Source organism: Nonomuraea sp. NPDC004186, assembly GCF_053603495.1.
In genome coordinates, this window is the sequence record NZ_JBSGFQ010000029.1 from 102,642 (window position 1) to 118,925 (window position 16,284).

Genomic DNA, 16,284 nt, shown 5'->3' on the forward strand with positions numbered 1-16,284 from the left:
GATCCGCGCACGGCCGGACGGGCCCGGCGCCGCGCCAGGCCTCCGGCAGCTCACCGCGGCCCGCCTCCGGCAGCTCACCGCGATCCGGCAGCGCCTCCGGCAGCTCACCGCGGCCCGGCAGCTCAGCCGATCGTGGCGTAGCGCAGCAGGACGTTGCCGGAGCCGTCGAGGCGGCGGACCTCCGCGACGGTGAACCCGTCGACCGGCTGGGTGAAGATCGGCGTCCCCTCGCCGAGCGCCTTCGCTCCGACGACCAGGTGCAGCTCGTCGACGAGCCCGGCGCGGAGCAGGGCGTTCCACGTGATCCGGCTGCCGAAGGTGACGATGTCACCGCTGGTGCGTTGCTTGAGCTCCTTGACCCATCCCTCGGCGTCGGCGCGCCTGACCACGGTCGTCCGGTCCGCCCACGGCGCGATGTCCTCGTCCGTGAGCGAGTCCGAGATGACGCTGACCTCGATCCGCCCGTAGACCCCGCCGAACTGCTGATTCACCGTGGACGCCTCGGGGTTGTCCGCCTGGGCGGGCCAGAACCCCATGAACATCCGGTACGAGTCGGCGCCGAGCAGCAGCGAGCCGGCCGCCTGGATCCGCTCCAGGTTGTAGGCGTCGAAGGCGGCGTCCATCGGCAGCACGAGCGGGTTGCCGTCCGCCGCCGCGTAAAAGCCGTCAAGGGACATGATGTTGCAGACGACCAGTTTCGCCATGTCAGGCACTCCGCTTCTTCCGTCGCTCAGCTTCCGTCGCCCACCATGCCCGGAGGGCGCGGCGGCGGACAGAGGCAAATGTCACCGGACCCACAATGACTTTCGCTACATCAACCCAGGTCAAGCGCATTGCGGGAATCCGCAACACCCCTGTTCCTCCTGCGGGCGGAGTGCCCAGGATCGCCCCATGCGCAGTGCTGCGATCAGCAGAAGAGGCGCCCTGCGGACGGGCGCCACCGTGACCATGGACACGACCGTGCAGGCCGCCACCGCCTACGTGACCCGTGAGCCGCTGCTCGCCGGAGCCAACCCGTACGTCACCCTGTACGACGGCGCCACACCCACCGGGTACGCGTCGATGTGGAGGGTCGACTGGTCCACGCACGGCACCGGTGGCCGGCGGTGACCGCCGACGACCTCGTGGTGCTCGACGGCGATCACCGAAGGGCGGCCGGGCTGCCCACGTCGTTCACCGTCCTCGACCGCCGGATGGCCCTCCTGCCCGCCGAACGGGACGACCCGGAGGGCGGTCACCTGGAGATCTGGTCCCGTCCCCTGGTGGCCGGCCTGATCGCGCTGTTCGACCGGCACTGGTCCGCCGCCCCACCGCCCGCGTTGTCCTGCCATGAGCGGGAGGGGTGATTCTGCTGGCGGAGGGCTGGACGGGCACCTCGGGATCAGCGAGCGGACCGTCACGGCGACCGTACGCGCTCTCATGGACCGGCACGGCGCACGCAGCCGCTTCCGGCTCGCACTGGAGCCGTCCCGAAGGCACTGATGTCCGCGGGTGGACGGCGGTGACGGCTTGGCCGCGTCCGGCCCGGACGCAACAGCGCCCACCGGGTGAGCCCACCCGGTGGATCGTCCGCTGGGACGATCACGACAGGAGGTCGCGCCAGCGCCGGCCCGACTCCAGCGTGTCCAGGCCGATCCGCTCCAGGTATGCACCGCCCTTGGCCAGCCGGCGTCCCACGGGCGTGTCGAGGCCGAACGTCTCCCCCGCCGCCTTCGCCAGCTCCGCCGCCTCCAGCGTCTGCCGCGAGCTGGTCACGATCGACTGGTACCAGGAATTGTCGTCGACCGTGTAGATGTCGCGACGCCGCCGCGGATCGCGCTCGCGCCCGATCAGCCCCTGCTGGATCAGGTAGCCCACCGCCATGGAGACCGAGGCGGGGCTGACCTTCAGCCTGCGCGTCAGCTCGGCCGCGGTGAGCCGGCCGTCCTCGCTCAGCCACAAACAGACGAGCACGCGCGCCATCATCTTCGGCAGCCCCATCCGGACCGCCATCTCGATGACCTCGTCCCCCGGCTCGCCCTCCTGCGGCCCGGCCGCGAACCGGAGAGCCGGCGTGCCGCGCCGCGCCCGCCGCTCCGTCGCCCGGTGCGCCTGCTCGGGCCGGTAACCGCCGGGGCCGCCGTTGCGGCCGACCTCCCGGCTGATCGTCGAGGTCGGCCGGTCCAGCCGCCTGGCGATCTCGGCGTAGGAACGTCCTTCGGCGAGGCCGGCCGCGATGCGCTGGCGGTCCCGCTGGGTCAACCTTCCTTGTGACATGACGCCATTGTTGCGTTCGCCGCCACTCAGTGCAACGAATCATTGCGTTCGAGTCCAGCGTCATTGCATCAATTTGCCCGCTCTCACCTGCAAATACGGATTCCATCGATTGCAGCCTTTTTGAATGCAACGTAGCTTTCAAAGCATGTCGAACACGTACTATCGCGATGAGACGGTCAGCCCTTCCCTCGACCGCGCACCCGCCTGCCCCTTCGATCCCGCCCCCGAGGTCACCGCGCTGCGTGCCGAGCAGCCGATCGCCCGGCTGGCCGCGCCCGAGGGCGCCCCCGGCGTCTGGCTGGTCACCGGCTACGGGCTGGTCCGCCAGATCCTCGCCGACCCGCGTTTCAGCTCCCGCTACGAGACCCACTACTACCCGCAGATGGGCGGCTACCTGCCGCCCGCCCCCGCCGGCGACCTGACCGGCATGGACGCGCCCCAGCACACCCGCTTCCGCAAGCTGCTGGCGGGCAAGTTCACCGTCCGCAGGATGAACCTGCTCACCGAGCGGGTCACCGAGATCACCCGTGAGCGGCTCGACGCGATGGAGCGGCAGGGGCCGCCCGCCGACCTCGTCGAGGTCTTCGCCCAGCCCGTCCCCGCGCTGATGATCTGCGAGCTGCTCGGCGTGCCGTACGACGACCGCGAGCAGTTCCAGACCGCCACGCGGACCCTCTCGGACGCCGTAGAGCCCGAGGCGCAGTACAACGCCTTCATCGAGCTCGGCGACTACCTGCGGACGCTCGCGCTCGCCAAGCGCGCGAACCCGACCGACGACCTGCTCAGCGACCTGGCCACGGCAGGCGAGCTGACCGACGAGGAGCTCGGCGGCGTGGCCGCCTTCCTGCTCGGCGCCGGCCTCGACACCACCGCCAACATGCTCGCGCTCGGCACCTTCGCCCTGCTGCGCGACCCGGCCCAGCTCGCCGCCCTGCGCAGCGATCCCGGCCTGGCCGCCGGCGCCGTGGAGGAGCTGCTGCGCCACCTGTCCATCGCCGCCATGGGCATGCGCGGCGTGCTGGAGGACGTCGAGCTCGGCGACAGGCAGCTCAAGGCCGGCGACACGGTCATCATCGCGCTCAACGCCGCCAACAGGGACCCGGCCAAGTTCTCCGACCCCGACGTGCTCGACCTGCGCCGTTCGGCCACCGGGCACCTGGCCTTCGGCCACGGCGTCCACCAGTGCCTCGGCCAGCAGCTCGCCCGCGTCGAGATGCGCGTCGCCTTCCCCGCGCTGCTCACCCGGTTCCCGACGCTGCGGCTGGCCGTACCGGCGGAAGAGGTGCCGCTGCGCACCGACCCCGCGCAGATCTACGGCGTGCGCAGCCTGCCCGTCACCTGGGACCGAGGGTGACGACCGTGCGGACCATCGAACCTGCCATCTCGGTGACGGGACTGCGCAAGTCGTACGGCTCGCACCGCGTACTGGACGGCATCGACCTCACCATCCCGCAGGGCACGATCTTCTCCCTGCTCGGCCCCAACGGCGCGGGCAAGACCACCATGGTGCAGATCCTGTCCACCCTGATCAGGGCCGACGCCGGCGAGATCCGGGTGTCCGGGCACGACCTGGCCCGAGAACCCGACAAGGTACGCGCCGCGATCGGCGTCACCGGCCAGTTCTCCGCCGTCGACAGCTTCCTCACCGGCGAGGAGAACCTGCGGCTCATGGCCGACCTGCTCCACCTCGGCCGCTCCAGGGGCCGCGAGCGAGCCCGCGAGCTGCTGGAGCGCTTCGACCTCACCGACGCCGCGCGCAAGCTGGCGGTCTCCTACTCGGGCGGCATGCGGCGCCGGCTCGACCTCGCCATGACCATGGTCGGCACACCCAGGCTGATCTTCCTCGACGAGCCGACCACCGGCCTGGACCCGCGCAGCCGCCGCACCATGTGGCAGATCGTCAGGGACCTGGTCGAGCAGGACGGCGTGACCGTCTTCCTGACCACGCAGTACCTGGAGGAGGCCGACGAGCTCGCCGACCGCATCGCGCTGCTGAGCCAGGGCGAGCTGGTGGCCGAGGGCACCCCGGAGGAGCTCAAGCGGCTGGTCCCCGGCGGCCACATCGTCGTGCGCTTCGCCGACGCCGACGGCTACCGCAGGGCCGCCCCGCACGTCGGCGCCACCTCGCGCAACGACGCGGCGCTCACCGTCCAGATCCCCGACTCCGGCGGTGTCAGGACGCTGAAGAAGCTCCTGGAGTGGCTGGACACCCAGGCCATCGACGTCGCCGAGCTGTCGGTGCGCACGCCCGACCTGGACGACGTCTTCCTCTCCCTGACCAAGGAGCCCTCCCGATGAGAGCGATCACCGACTCGGCGACGATGCTGCGCCGCCAGGTCACGCACATCTGGCGCTATCCCTCGCTGATCTTCACGTTCGCCGCCGTCCCCGTGGTGTTCCTGCTGCTGTTCGTGTTCGTCTTGGGCGGCACCATGGGCGCGGGCATCGGCGGGGGCCGCGCCGCCTATGTCGGCTACCTCGCCCCCGGCATCATGATCACGACGATCGCCGGTGCTGCGCAGGGGACCGCGATCTCGGTGGCCACCGACATGACCGAGGGCATCATCGCCAGGTTCAAGACCATGGCCATCGCCCGCGTCTCGGTGCTCACCGGGCACGTGCTCGGAGCGATGGTGCAGACGTTCATCGCGATCGCGGCGGTGACCCTGGTGGCCGTGCTGATCGGCTTCCGCCCGTCGGCCTCCGCGCTGGACTGGCTCGGCGTGGTCGGCGTGCTGGCCATGTTCACCTTCGCCATCACCTGGCTGTCGGTCGCGCTCGCGCTGGTCTCCAAGAGCGTCACCACGGCCAGCAACCTGCCGATGCCGCTGATGCTGCTGCCGTTCCTCGGCAGCGGTTTCGTACCGACCGAGTCGATGCCGGCCGGGTTGCGCTGGTTCGCGGAGCACCAGCCGTTCACCCCCGTCATCGAGACGCTGCGGGCGCTGCTGGCCGGTCGCCCGGCCGCCTCAAGCTTCGCGGAGGCTGCTGCCTGGAGCGCGGTCATCGCCCTGGCCGGATATCTGTGGGCACGCAGGCTCTACAACCGTTGAGGCCCACCCACAGGCATGCACGCCGAGGTCGCTGTCACTCCGGCTGATCGATGGGAGCGGCTCCCAGCTCCAGGTGGCGGTCCGCATCGGGGTGCGGGTGACAGTCCACATCTGGGTGCGGGTGGCGGTTCGCATCTGGATGCGTCCGATGGTGCCGCCGACCCGGGTGGCGGGACTTGTCGGCCGTCCACGACGGCCCGCGCGCCGTCCCGTCGACGATCTGGTTGCCCGCCGTCGGGGCGATGGCCAGGGCGGTCACGGGCGTGGCTCGAGACCGCCACCGGGGTCACTCCACGCCGCGCCGGCCGTCGCATGGCCCTGCCCCATCTCCGGGGTGACAAGGGTGGCGGCGGGTCGTCATTTAATCGGTTGCGAGGGCGGTACGTGGAGCGGGATACTCGGGACCGAGTTGATCGCTTGGCAGCGGCTTGACGATGATCGCCGCGCCGTGCCGCGAAGGGAGGGTGAGACCGTGATGACGACTGTTCGCGTGCCGTTTTCCGCGTCCTCAGACCTTCCCACCGCGCACTCGCTGACCTGATCGACGAGCCGGTGGGCCTCACACCTGGAGCAATCCCACCGTGCCCAAGCACTCGCAGCACCGCACCCGTGGCAAGTACGCCCTCGACGCCGACGACCTCGAATGGCTGGAGAGCACTCCCGAGACCGACGACGGACCGCCCGAGGGCGACCGCTGGTCCACCTGGGACCAGAGCACTCCCACGGAGAAGGGGCCCAAGCCGTACCCCGGCTGGCTCGTCACCGAGCTGGCCGCCGTCGACACCGAGCACGGCGTGCTCAAGACCGGCAAGGAAGCCGACGTCCATCTGATCTCGCGGGGGGTGCCCGGCACGGACCGGGTCTGCCTGCTGGCCGCCAAGCGCTACCGCTCCTCCGAACATCGGCTGTTCCACCGCGACTCCGGCTACATGGAGGGCCGCAGGACCCGCGAGAGCCGCATGAACCGCGCCATGGCCAACCGCACCGCGTTCGGCAAGCAGGTGATCGCCGCCCAGTGGGCGGTCGCCGAGTTCGGGGCGTTGTGCCGGTTGTGGGAGCTCGGGGTTCCCGTGCCGTACCCGGTGCAGATCGTGGAGACGGAGATCCTGCAGGAGTTCATCGGGACCCGGGACGGGTACGCGGCGCCGCGGCTGGCGCAGGTGTCCGATGACCTGGACGGGCTGTGGGAGCAGCTCGTGGCGGCCATGGTCACGCTGGCCAGGGAGGGGCTGGCCCATGGGGACCTGTCGCCGTACAACCTGCTGGTCCATGACGGCAGGCTGGTGATCATCGACCTGCCGCAGATCGTGGACGTCATCGCCCACCCGACCGGCCCCTCGTTCCTGGACCGGGACGCCCACAACGTCGCCACCTGGTTCGCCGCGAAGGGCGTCCCGGCCGCCGACCCGGACTCCCTCGCCGCACTCCTCCGCAAAGAGGCCGGCCTGTCCCTCTGATCGCTCCGGACTCTCGTCCCGCCACTCGACCTCCTGCGACGCGCCGACGCGCGGATGGCGACGCGGGACGACCGGATGGCGACGCAGGACGACCGCGAGGTGACGCCGGAGGGCCGGATGGCACCGCAGAGCACCCGCATGGCGACGCAGGACGGCTGGACGGCGACGCAAGAACTACCGGATGGCGGCGCAGGGCGGCTGGAGGGCGCCGTGGACGCGGGGTCGCGGTCGGTGCCAGAGTGGAGGTGGCAGCCCCGGGGGATCGGTTACGGCGCCATACGCAGAGCCGCGGTGGCGCGCCGCCGTCGGCCGCTGGGGCGCCGGATACCGCGGGCCGATCGCTGGAGCGTGTGGGTTGCGCGCCACCGCCGGCCGCCGGGTCGCGGGATACCGGTGGCAGGCGCTGGGGCGTGTGGGTTGTGTGTGTTGTCGGTGGCGGGGGTGACGTGCGGGGGCGTCGGAGTGCCGATCGTTTACGCAGGTCGTAGGTATATTGGCCCCGATATACGACGAGGAGGGCCGTCATGCACGATGCCGTCGTCCACCCCAGCGGCGCTCGCATCCGCTGGGTAGAGCTGCCGGGTGCGGAGCCGTCGCGGGTCTACGTCCACGGTCTCGGTGCGACCTCGGCCCCCTACTACGCCGAGGTCGCCGCACACCCCCTCCTGCCGCAGCACCGTTCCCTGCTGATCGACCTGCTCGGGTTCGGGATCAGCGACCGCCCCCGGGACTTCGCCTACACGCTCGAGACCCATGCCGACGCCCTGGCCGAGGCGTTGCGCAAGGCGGGGGTCGCCGGGGCGTCGGTGATCGCCCACAGCATGGGCGGCGCGGTGGCGATCGTCCTCGCCTCCCGTCACCCGGAGCTGATCGCCAATCTGGTGCTCGTGGACGCCGACCTCGACCCCTATCCCCCGGCTTCCGTGCGGCCGGGTGGCAGCGGTATCGCGAGTTACACGGAGGAGGCGTTCGTGTCGCACGGGTGGAAGGAGGTGCGCGAGCGCGTGGGGCCGCACCGGTGGTCCGCCATGCGGCTGGCGGACCTGCGTGGGCTCCACCGTACGGCCGTCAGCCTGGCCACGGGCACCACGCCTCCCATGCGCCGGCTCCTGCAGGACCTCCCGATCCCCCTCGCCTTCCTGCACCCGGAGGGGAGGCCGCCCGAGGACGCCGACAGCCTGCGGGCCAGCGGGGTCCGGGTGGTCGGCATTCCCGAGCCGGGGGACAGCATCATGCTCGACAACCCCGAGGTCTTCGCCCGCACCCTGGCGGACTTCCTCCCCTAGCCCGACGCCCAGCGCCCGACGGCCCCAGCCCGGCGGCCCCAGCCCGGCGACCGGCGTCCGGCGGGCGGCCGAAGTCGCGCGCCCGGCAGGCGGCCGATGGCATGCGTACGCAAAGCGCCCCTTCCTCCGTGCGAGGAGGAGGCGCCTTGCGGGCGTTACTTGATGCCGGCCTCGCGCATGTCGCGAAGCTCGCGCTTGAGCTCCTTGATCTCGTCGCGCAACCGAGCCGCCACCTCGAACTGCAGGTCGGCCGCCGACTGGTGCATCTGCTCGGTCAGCGACTCGATCAGGGACTCCATCTGCGCCCGCGGCATCTCGCCGGCGATGGCCTTGGCGTGCTGGCCGGCCTGCCGCGCGCCGAAGCCGGGCACCGGGGCCTTGCCGCGCGACTGCTGGCGGCCGCCGCCCAGGAGCCGGTCGGTGTCGGCGTCCTCGCGCTGCAGCGAGTCGAGGATGTCGGCGATCTTCTTGCGCAGCGGCTGCGGGTCGATGCCGTTGGCCTCGTTGTAGGCCATCTGCTTGGCCCGCCGCCGATTCGTCTCGTCGATCGCCCGCTCCATGGACGGCGTGATCTTGTCGGCGTACATGTGGACCTGGCCGGACACGTTACGGGCGGCGCGGCCGATGGTCTGGATCAGCGACGTCTCCGAGCGCAGGAAGCCCTCCTTGTCGGCGTCGAGGATGGCCACCAGCGACACCTCGGGCAGGTCGAGGCCCTCGCGCAGCAGGTTGATGCCGACGAGCACGTCGAACTCGCCCGTGCGCAGCTCCCGCAGCAGCTCGATGCGCCGCAGCGTGTCGACCTCGCTGTGCAGGTAGCGCACGCGGATGCCGAGCTCCAGGAGGTAGTCGGTGAGGTCTTCGGACATCTTCTTCGTCAGCGTGGTGACCAGCACGCGCTCGTCGCGCTCGGCCCGCTGGCGGATCTCGTGGACCAGGTCGTCGATCTGGCCCTTGGTCGGCTTGACCACGATCTCGGGGTCGACCAGGCCGGTCGGGCGGATGACCTGCTCGACGACCTCGCCCTTGGCCCGCCCCAGCTCGTAAGGCCCCGGCGTGGCCGACAGGTAGACGGTCTGGCCGATGCGCTCCAGGAACTCCTCCCACTTCAGCGGCCGGTTGTCGAGCGCCGACGGCAGCCGGAACCCGTGCTCGACCAGCGTGCGCTTGCGGGAGGCGTCGCCTTCGTACATGGCGCCGATCTGCGGCACGGTCTGGTGGGACTCGTCGAGGACCAGCAGGAAATCCTCGGGGAAGTAGTCGAGCAGCGTGTTGGGCGCGCTGCCGGCCTCGCGCCCGTCCATGTGGCGCGAGTAGTTTTCGATGCCGGAGCAGGTGCCGATCTGCCGCATCATCTCGATGTCGTACGTCGTGCGCATCCGCAGCCGCTGCGCCTCCAGCAGCTTGCCCTGGCGCTCCAGCTCCTCCAGCCGCGCGGCCAGCTCCGCCTCGATGCCCCCCACGGCGGCGGCCATGCGCTGCTCGCCCGCGACGTAGTGGGAAGCGGGAAAGATGTAGAGCTCCTCGTCCTCCGTGATGACCTCGCCGGTCAGCGGGTGCATGGTCGAGAGCTTCTCGATCTCGTCGCCGAACATCTCGATGCGCACGGCCAGCTCTTCGTACTTCGGGATGATCTCGATCGTGTCGCCCCGGACCCGGAACGTGCCCCGGGTGAAGGCCAGGTCGTTGCGCGTGTACTGCATGTCGACCAGGCGGCGCAGAAGCTGGTCGCGGTCGACGTCCATGCCGACGCGCAGCCTGGCCATGCGGTCGACGTATTCCTGCGGCGTGCCCAGGCCGTAGATGCACGACACGGAGGCGACCACGATGGTGTCGCGGCGGGTGAGCAGCGAGTTGGTCGCCGAGTGGCGCAGCCGCTCGACCTCGTCGTTGATCGAGGAATCCTTCTCGATGTACGTGTCGCTCTGCGGGACGTACGCCTCAGGCTGGTAATAATCGTAATAAGAAACGAAATATTCGACCGCGTTGTTGGGCAGCATCTCCCGCAGCTCGTTGGCGAACTGCGCGGCGAGGGTCTTGTTGGGCTGCATGACCAGCGCGGGCCGCTGCAGCCGCTCGATCAGCCAGGCGATGGTGGCGGTCTTGCCGGTGCCGGTGGCACCCAGCAGCACGTTGTCCTTCTCTCCGGCCTTGACGCGGCGCTCCAGCTCGGCGATGGCCGTGGGCTGGTCGCCGGAGGGAGTCATCTCGGTGACGACCTCGAAAGGCGCCACCTTCCGCTGCAAATCTGTGACCGGTCGCATGTTGCCACTGTAGGCGTCCCGACCGACAGAAACGGTCACACCCCCTCAGGCCGCCGCCGGGGTCCCCGGCGGCGGCCGCGTACCCGGTCAGAACCAGCCGCGGTGGCGGGCCATCTGCTCCAGACCGCGCTGCAGCGCCCCGTCCGCCGAGTGCGGCGGGTCGTCGTAACGCACGGTGAAGCGGTTGTACGCGTCGTGGCTGGAGGTCAGGAAGCCGCCCCGCTTGTCGGCCTCCAGGATGACGTCCATCTGCCGCGCCCCGGCGATGAACGTCAGTTCGAGCTCGTTGAAGTGGCGCCGCCACTGCCCGCCCGCGTAGTACTCGATCTCCTGGAAGAACGGCATCGTCGAGCCGTACAGCGTGCCGCGCTCCAGGTCGGCCTTCTTGAACTGGAAGCCCAGCCGGTCGAGCGCGGCGATGACGTGGTCCTGCGCGGGCAGCGGGCTCACGTACAGCGGGTCGAGGTCGCCCTTGTCGAGCGCGCCCGCCAGCGCCAGCTCCGTCTGGACGCCCAGCTTCATGCCGTGCAGCGGATGCCCGGCGATGGCGCTGATCGGCGTCTCCCAGGGGACCTGGATCTCGAAGGGCTGCTGGTGCTGCGCGCCCGCGGCGAGCTGGAACGTCCCGGCGACCTGCTGGCGCAGGAAGCTGTAGGTCGTCTTGTACTCGTTGTCGCCCGACTCGACCTCGACCACCGCGGTCAGGTCGATGTGGATGCCCTCGACCTTGTAGTCGGAGTTGCCGCCACGGAAGTGGACGACGCCGCGCAGGATCTCGCCGGGACGCACGCCCGTGTTGGTCAACACCGTGTCTACCTCGACGCCCGCACCGAACGCGGCCATCAATTTGCGGAACACCATGGGGTTCTCCTAAGCGGAAGGTGTCTGGCCGTTCACTTGACCCGTGCCCGAGATGCGGGGGAGCAACTGGGCAAGGAGGAGGGTGGAGAGCGCGGAGTCCGACTGGCCCTGCTGGGTGCGTACGACCAGCGGCTGGGGGGCGTTCTCCGCGAGTTTGGCGCCCACGTCGAGGCGCCTGCGGGCCAGCTCGTACTGCAGCACGGCCCGGTTGTCCCGGTACGACTCGGCCAGCCGGCGCAACGCCTTGGCCTCGTTCTCGGCGGCGGTCAGCTCGGCCCGGCCGCGCGCCTCGATCTCCCATGTCACGCGCTGCGCCTCGGTCTCCTGCTCCTCCAGCATGCGCGCCACGTCCTTGCGCGCCGTGTTGTGGGCGGCCTTGACCTCGACGACGCGGGCGTCACGGGTCTTCTTGGAGCGCTCGATCTCCATCAGCAGGGTGTCGATGCGGCGCTTGCGGGTCAGCTCCCACTCGCGCTCGTAGGCCGAGAGCTCCTTGGCCACCTTCTCGCGGGTGGCCAGGTGCTGCTGGTACTGGTCGGGCAGCTGGACGTCGGGGATGTTGGCGCCCGTGATGCGCACGCCGTACCGGCCGAGCTGGCGGTTGAGCGCTTCCTGCATGTCGCCGACGTCGGAGCCGCGCAGGTCGTACGCGCGCTCGGTGTTGACGCGGCGGCTGCGCTGCCTGATCGCGTCCTGCACCGCGCTGGAGAGCACCAGGTCGAAGTTGCCGGCGCCGATGGTGCGGACGAACGCGACGGGGTCCACGATGCGGAACTTGAGGAAGAACTCGATCGACTTCAGCGGCACGTTCTCGGCCGTGGGGCAGGCCACGATCGGCGCCGAGTACGGGATCTCCGTGGAGGTGTCGACGACCGCGTCCACCCGGTCCCACGGCAGCCACAGGTAGTGGCGGCCCGGCGGGAGGGTGCCGGTGATGGCGCCCCAGCGGCTGCGTACGCCGGTGGTGCCCTCCTCGATCTCGATGATCGCCTTGCGCCACATCGTGACCATGGCCACGACCAGGAAGAACAGCGCCAGCAGCGCGGCGATCAGGGTGAGGTCGGTCAGGACCGCCATCCCGGCGAAGTACAGCCCCAGGAACACCAGCGCCATCCAGGCGAAGCCGCGCCGGTCCTTGGGGATCACGACGGGGACGAGCTGGCCCTGCTCGCCGCCGCGCAGGAGCTGGCGGATGTCGCCCCAGGAGGCCAGCGACTCCTTGATCTTCGAGAATTCGCGGCTCATGTCAGATCTCCCCCTTCCCGGGCAGCAGGCGTTCGACGGTGCGCTCCAGTTCCGCGTCGGGCTCCGGCGCCGCCTGGGGCTCGGTCACGTCGGCGGTGGCCTTCTCGAGCAGGGCGGCGATCTCGGCCTCGCGGCTCTGCACGCGGAATCCGATCTCGTCGAGCCTGGACCGGATGGCCGCCATGTCCTCGGCAGAGAACAGCGCCGCGTCCTTGCCGCCCACCAGCTGCTGGGCCAGGGCCAGGAAGTCGATGTCGGTCTGCTCGCCCACCTGCACGACCTGCGGCAGCCTGGTGGCGACGGACTCCAGCTTGTTCAGCAGGTCCTGCTGGAAGCGGTAGTCGAGGATCTCGGGCGCCTCCGCGGCCGACAGCGCCCTGATGTCCAGCGCCTGCGCCTCCAGGAGCGCGGCGTTGGCGTTGGCCGTGGACTCGGCCTCGACCAGGCGCTGCCTGGCCTGCGCGGTGGCCTGGTGGCTGGCGCGTTCGAGGGCGGTGTCCATGCGGGCCTGGTAGCCGGCGATCTCCGCCTGGATGGCGCTCAGCGTCTCCTGCAGCCCGGCCAGCTCCTTGACCAGGTCGCCCTCGTTCTGCTCCTTGCGCAGCTGCAGCTCGTACTCGTAGGTGTAGGCCTCCTTGGCGACCCGGACCATCTCGGGGGCGGCCAGGTCCATCCGGTATTCCTGGCTGGACGGCTCGGCGTGCGTGATGTTCACGTCGGTGAGCCGTACGGCGGGCAGGAACTGCTGGTTGAGGCTCTCCAGCATGCCCAGCGTGCTCTCGCCCACCAGGTCGTAGATCTCCTCGGCCCGCTGGGCGTAGATGAGGGAGCGGGTGACCTCGCTGATGGCGTTCTGGAGCTTGGACTGGAAGCCGCTGACCGAGCCGAGCACGAAGATGAACTCCGCCGGGTTCTCGATCCTGAACTGCAGGAACAGGTCCACGCTGGCCTTGACGCCCTGCTGCGTCGGCGCCTCGCTGATCGGCGCGTTGAACGGGTACTCGCGGGTGGTGTTGACGATGTAGCTGACCCGCTTCCACGGGTTGAACAGCGTCACCCGGCCCGGGTCCGCGATGTGCACCAGCTTGCCGAACTGGGTGATCAGGGCCTTGCAGCCCTCGGGCACCATCACCACGCTGCGCCGCCACCACAGGAACGCGGCCGCCAGGACCAGCACCACCCAGTAGTGCGGGCCGAAGAACAGGTCGGTGTTCGGGATGACGTTGCCGAGCGCGCCGATCAGGCCGAGCACCACCAGGATGCCCAGCGGCACGATCACCTTCGCGGTGCTCCCCTTGGGGATCACCACCGGGGAGATGACGTGCATGCCGTTCTCGGTGAAGCTGCGGTTGACGATCTCGCCGGCCTCGTTCAGCGAGGCCGACCTGGCCTCGATGGCCGTGCCGACCGACGCGCCGCCGTCGCGGGCCGCGGCGAAGTCGTGGGGGTTCAGCGCGAAACCCCGGGCCTGGCCCGCGAACTGCCCCGCCTGGTCGACGACCTGGCCCATGGCCTGCCCCATCGCCTGCCGCATGTCACCCCCTTGGGCAACCGCTTGGGCTATGCCCTGACCTGCCTGGATCAGTGCCTCTCTGGGTCGTGACATCGAACCTTCCTTTTCCGCTACAGGCGAATCCGACCGTATCGGGTGCGACTTACTGTTCGCTTGCAATGGATGTCATATGTCTATTGCGTCCCGTAGTAGATGTGCTATCTATGTAGTAGACCTACTATCTGGAGAATTGATGGATGCGGTAAGAGAGCTCGCAGGCGGTCTCGACCTGGGCCAGACCGCCGCCGCCATCGAGGTCGACGACCTGCACATGGCGTACGGCCGCAAGGAGGTCCTCCGGGGCGTCGGCTTCACGGCCGCCCCCGGCGAGGTGATCGCCCTGCTCGGGCCGAACGGCGCGGGCAAGACGACGACGATCGAGATCCTGGAGGGCTTCCGGGTGCCCTCCTCCGGCTCCGTCCGCGTGCTCGGCACCGTGCCGGCCCGCGGCGACGAGCGCTGGCGGGCCAGGCTGGGCGTGGTGCTGCAGTCCTGGCGCGACCACGGCCGCTGGCGGGTGCGCCAGCTCCTCCACCACCTGAGCCGCTACTACGAGCCGTACGCGGTCCCGGGCCGGCGGCCGTTCGACATCGGCGAGCTGATCGAGGCCGTCGGGCTCGGCGAGCACGCCGACCACCGGATCAACCGGCTCTCCGGCGGCCAGCGCCGCCGCCTCGACGTCGCCATCGGCATCGTCGGGCGGCCGGAGGTGCTCTTCCTCGACGAGCCGACGGCCGGGTTCGACCCGCAGGCCCGGCGCGACTTCCACGATCTCGTGCACCGCCTGTCGGACCTCGACGAGACCACCATCCTGCTCACCACGCACGACCTCGACGAGGCGGAGAAGCTCGCCGACCGGATCCTCATCCTGGCCGGCGGCAGGATCGTGGCCGACGGCAGCGCCGACCGCCTGTCCCGCGAGGTCTCGCGCGACGCGCAGGTGCGCTGGAGCCAGGGCGGCGAGCAGTTCGTGCACGCCACGCAGGACGCCACCGGGTTCGTGCGCGAGTTGTTCGCGCAGCACGGTACGGAGATCGCCGATCTGGAGGTGCGGCGGGCCACGCTGGAGGACACCTACATGGCGATCGTGCGTCAGGAGGAAGCATGACTCCCACGCTGCACGCCGCCCGGCTGGGCCTGTCCCGGGGCTGGATCGAGTTCAAGCACTCGCTCACCAACCCGCCGAACCTCGGGGGCATCCTGGTGGGCACCGCGGTCCTCGTCGTCGTGCTCTACTTCCAGCGTGACGCGAAGTTGCCCGGCACCGGCCTGTCGCTGGCGTCGGCCTCCCTGCCGGGCATGCTGGCCTTGATGGTCCCGCTCAACGGGCTCCTGGGCATGGTGGGCTCGCTGGCCCTCGAGCGCGAGGACGGCACCCTGCTCAGAGCCAAGGCCTTGCCCCAAGGCATGGTGGGCTACCTCGTGGGCCGGGTGACGATGCACTCCATGTCCACCCTTTCCGCTCTGGTGGTGATGCTCGTCGCCGGGCTGTTCTTCGTGCCCGGCCTGCTCGGGATCGGGCCGGGCAAATGGCTCGCGCTGGCCTGGTTCGCACTGCTGGGGCTGCTGTCCGCGCTCCCGCTCGGTGCGATCATCGGTTCCCTGGTCGGCAGCCCGCAGGGCGCGGGGGCGCTGTCCATGATCGCCATCGGCGGTCTCACCGCCATTTCGGGGATCTTCTACCCGATCACGGCGCTCGCCGGGTGGCTGCAGGGCCTGGCCCACGTCTTCCCGCTCTACTGGCTCGGCCTCGGCATGCGCTCGGCGCTGCTGCCCGACTCGGCCGCCGCCGCGGAGATCGGCAGCTCGTGGCGGCCGGTGGAGACCACGCTCGTGCTGCTCGCCTGGGCCGTGGCGGGGCTGGTGCCGGCTCCCCCGATCCTGCGCCGGGTGGCCAGGCGCGAGTCGGGCTCGCTGATGGAGGCCCGCCGTCGCCAAGCGATGCAGCGGCTGACCTGAGAAGATATGCGCTGATGAGCGAGACCGTCTACAACCGCATCGCGCTGCTGCGCGCAGAGCGGAACGTGACCCGCAGGCAGCTGGCCGACGCCCTGGGGGTCCACTACCAGACCGTCGGCTACCTGGAACGGGGGGAATACAGCCCGAGCCTCTTCCTGGCGCTGCGGATCGCCGAATACTTCGAGGTGCCGGTGGAGGTGGTCTTCTCGACCAGCCCGTTCCCCCGGATCGGGGAGCGGACCGCCTGACCGCGGCCGGGGCGCGAGCGTGGTGACCAGCAGCGTGGCGGCCGGGAACCCCAGGTACCAGTACGCCACCCGGTAGAACCCCTGCGCCTCGCTCAGCAGGTTC

Annotated in this window: 17 protein-coding genes; 10 read left to right on the forward strand and 7 right to left on the reverse strand. The window is 70.3% G+C overall.

The genetic code is table 11. The annotated features are described in order from the left end of the window. Positions 1 to 122: 122 nt before the first annotated feature. The gene (locus ACWEPL_RS24035) at positions 123 to 704 is read right to left on the reverse strand and encodes a dihydrofolate reductase family protein (RefSeq protein ID WP_363963863.1); all 582 of its coding nucleotides are present in this window, start codon (positions 702 to 704) and stop codon (positions 123 to 125) included. A 187-nt stretch (positions 705 to 891) separates the two neighbouring features. Here ACWEPL_RS24035 and ACWEPL_RS24040 point away from each other — a divergent pair, with 187 nt between their 5' ends. Together ACWEPL_RS24040 and ACWEPL_RS24045 are read left to right on the forward strand one after the other, a co-directional pair. After that, entirely contained in the window at positions 892 to 1,110 is a 219-nt protein-coding gene (locus ACWEPL_RS24040) for a hypothetical protein (protein WP_363963861.1), read from the forward strand. Next, the gene (locus ACWEPL_RS24045) at positions 1,107 to 1,346 is read left to right on the forward strand and encodes a hypothetical protein (protein WP_452437501.1); all 240 of its coding nucleotides are present in this window, start codon (positions 1,107 to 1,109) and stop codon (positions 1,344 to 1,346) included. Before ACWEPL_RS24040 ends, ACWEPL_RS24045 begins: the two co-directional genes overlap by 4 nt. 235 nt (positions 1,347 to 1,581) lie before the next feature. Here the strand turns inward: ACWEPL_RS24045 and ACWEPL_RS24050 are convergent, their stop codons facing one another. Then, a complete protein-coding gene (locus tag ACWEPL_RS24050; protein WP_452437502.1) occupies positions 1,582 to 2,256 on the reverse strand; it encodes a helix-turn-helix domain-containing protein in 675 nt (224 codons plus the stop codon). Positions 2,257 to 2,401: 145 nt separating this feature from the next. Here ACWEPL_RS24050 and ACWEPL_RS24055 point away from each other — a divergent pair, with 145 nt between their 5' ends. The 3 genes from ACWEPL_RS24055 to ACWEPL_RS24065 are packed head-to-tail and all read left to right on the forward strand — an operon-like array spanning position 2,402 to position 5,309. After that, positions 2,402 to 3,610: a cytochrome P450 gene (locus ACWEPL_RS24055; RefSeq protein WP_452437503.1), complete on the forward strand. Its 1,209-nt coding sequence runs from the start codon at positions 2,402 to 2,404 to the stop codon at positions 3,608 to 3,610. A 5-nt stretch (positions 3,611 to 3,615) separates the two neighbouring features. Continuing rightward, complete coding sequence (locus tag ACWEPL_RS24060) at positions 3,616 to 4,554, forward strand: ATP-binding cassette domain-containing protein (RefSeq protein WP_452437504.1); 939 nt, start codon at positions 3,616 to 3,618, stop codon at positions 4,552 to 4,554. Then, positions 4,551 to 5,309 carry an ABC transporter permease gene (locus ACWEPL_RS24065; RefSeq protein ID WP_350726367.1) on the forward strand — a complete coding sequence of 253 codons (759 nt, stop codon included), beginning with the start codon at positions 4,551 to 4,553 and terminating at the stop codon, positions 5,307 to 5,309. The genes ACWEPL_RS24060 and ACWEPL_RS24065 overlap by 4 nt, the downstream gene beginning before the upstream one ends. Positions 5,310 to 5,343: 34 nt before the next feature. On the opposite strand, the gene ACWEPL_RS24070 is transcribed toward ACWEPL_RS24065, so the two are convergent. Continuing rightward, positions 5,344 to 5,568 carry a hypothetical protein gene (locus ACWEPL_RS24070; RefSeq protein WP_452437505.1) on the reverse strand — a complete coding sequence of 75 codons (225 nt, stop codon included), beginning with the start codon at positions 5,566 to 5,568 and terminating at the stop codon, positions 5,344 to 5,346. 322 nt (positions 5,569 to 5,890) lie between these two features. Here ACWEPL_RS24070 and ACWEPL_RS24075 point away from each other — a divergent pair, with 322 nt between their 5' ends. Then, positions 5,891 to 6,766, forward strand: coding sequence for a serine protein kinase RIO (locus ACWEPL_RS24075; protein ID WP_355191888.1), 876 nt, complete (start codon positions 5,891 to 5,893; stop codon positions 6,764 to 6,766). A 524-nt stretch (positions 6,767 to 7,290) separates the two neighbouring features. Continuing rightward, complete coding sequence (locus tag ACWEPL_RS24080) at positions 7,291 to 8,052, forward strand: alpha/beta fold hydrolase (protein WP_452437506.1); 762 nt, start codon at positions 7,291 to 7,293, stop codon at positions 8,050 to 8,052. Between the two features lie 155 nt (positions 8,053 to 8,207). On the opposite strand, the gene uvrB is transcribed toward ACWEPL_RS24080, so the two are convergent. The 4 genes from uvrB to ACWEPL_RS24100 all read right to left on the reverse strand — a co-directional run bounded on the left by uvrB (position 8,208) and on the right by ACWEPL_RS24100 (position 14,028). After that, positions 8,208 to 10,316, reverse strand: a complete 2,109-nt coding sequence (gene uvrB / locus ACWEPL_RS24085) for an excinuclease ABC subunit UvrB (RefSeq protein ID WP_350726360.1) — start codon at positions 10,314 to 10,316, stop codon at positions 8,208 to 8,210. 87 nt (positions 10,317 to 10,403) lie between these two features. Next, positions 10,404 to 11,177, reverse strand: a complete 774-nt coding sequence (locus tag ACWEPL_RS24090) for a sporulation protein (protein WP_350726358.1) — start codon at positions 11,175 to 11,177, stop codon at positions 10,404 to 10,406. Between the two features lie 9 nt (positions 11,178 to 11,186). After that, entirely contained in the window at positions 11,187 to 12,422 is a 1,236-nt protein-coding gene (locus ACWEPL_RS24095) for an SPFH domain-containing protein (RefSeq protein ID WP_363963850.1), read from the reverse strand. Between the two features lies 1 nt (position 12,423). Beyond that, positions 12,424 to 14,028, reverse strand: a complete 1,605-nt coding sequence (locus tag ACWEPL_RS24100) for an SPFH domain-containing protein (protein ID WP_363963848.1) — start codon at positions 14,026 to 14,028, stop codon at positions 12,424 to 12,426. 139 nt (positions 14,029 to 14,167) lie between these two features. Between ACWEPL_RS24100 and ACWEPL_RS24105 the strand changes: the two genes are divergently transcribed. The 3 genes from ACWEPL_RS24105 to ACWEPL_RS24115 are packed head-to-tail and all read left to right on the forward strand — an operon-like array spanning position 14,168 to position 16,181. Next, the gene (locus tag ACWEPL_RS24105; protein WP_363963846.1) at positions 14,168 to 15,082 is read left to right on the forward strand and encodes an ABC transporter ATP-binding protein; all 915 of its coding nucleotides are present in this window, start codon (positions 14,168 to 14,170) and stop codon (positions 15,080 to 15,082) included. Beyond that, complete coding sequence (locus ACWEPL_RS24110) at positions 15,079 to 15,933, forward strand: ABC transporter permease (RefSeq protein ID WP_363963844.1); 855 nt, start codon at positions 15,079 to 15,081, stop codon at positions 15,931 to 15,933. Before ACWEPL_RS24105 ends, ACWEPL_RS24110 begins: the two co-directional genes overlap by 4 nt. A 14-nt stretch (positions 15,934 to 15,947) precedes the next feature. Continuing rightward, positions 15,948 to 16,181, forward strand: a complete 234-nt coding sequence (locus ACWEPL_RS24115) for a helix-turn-helix transcriptional regulator (protein ID WP_355191877.1) — start codon at positions 15,948 to 15,950, stop codon at positions 16,179 to 16,181. Positions 16,182 to 16,284: the final 103 nt, after the last annotated feature.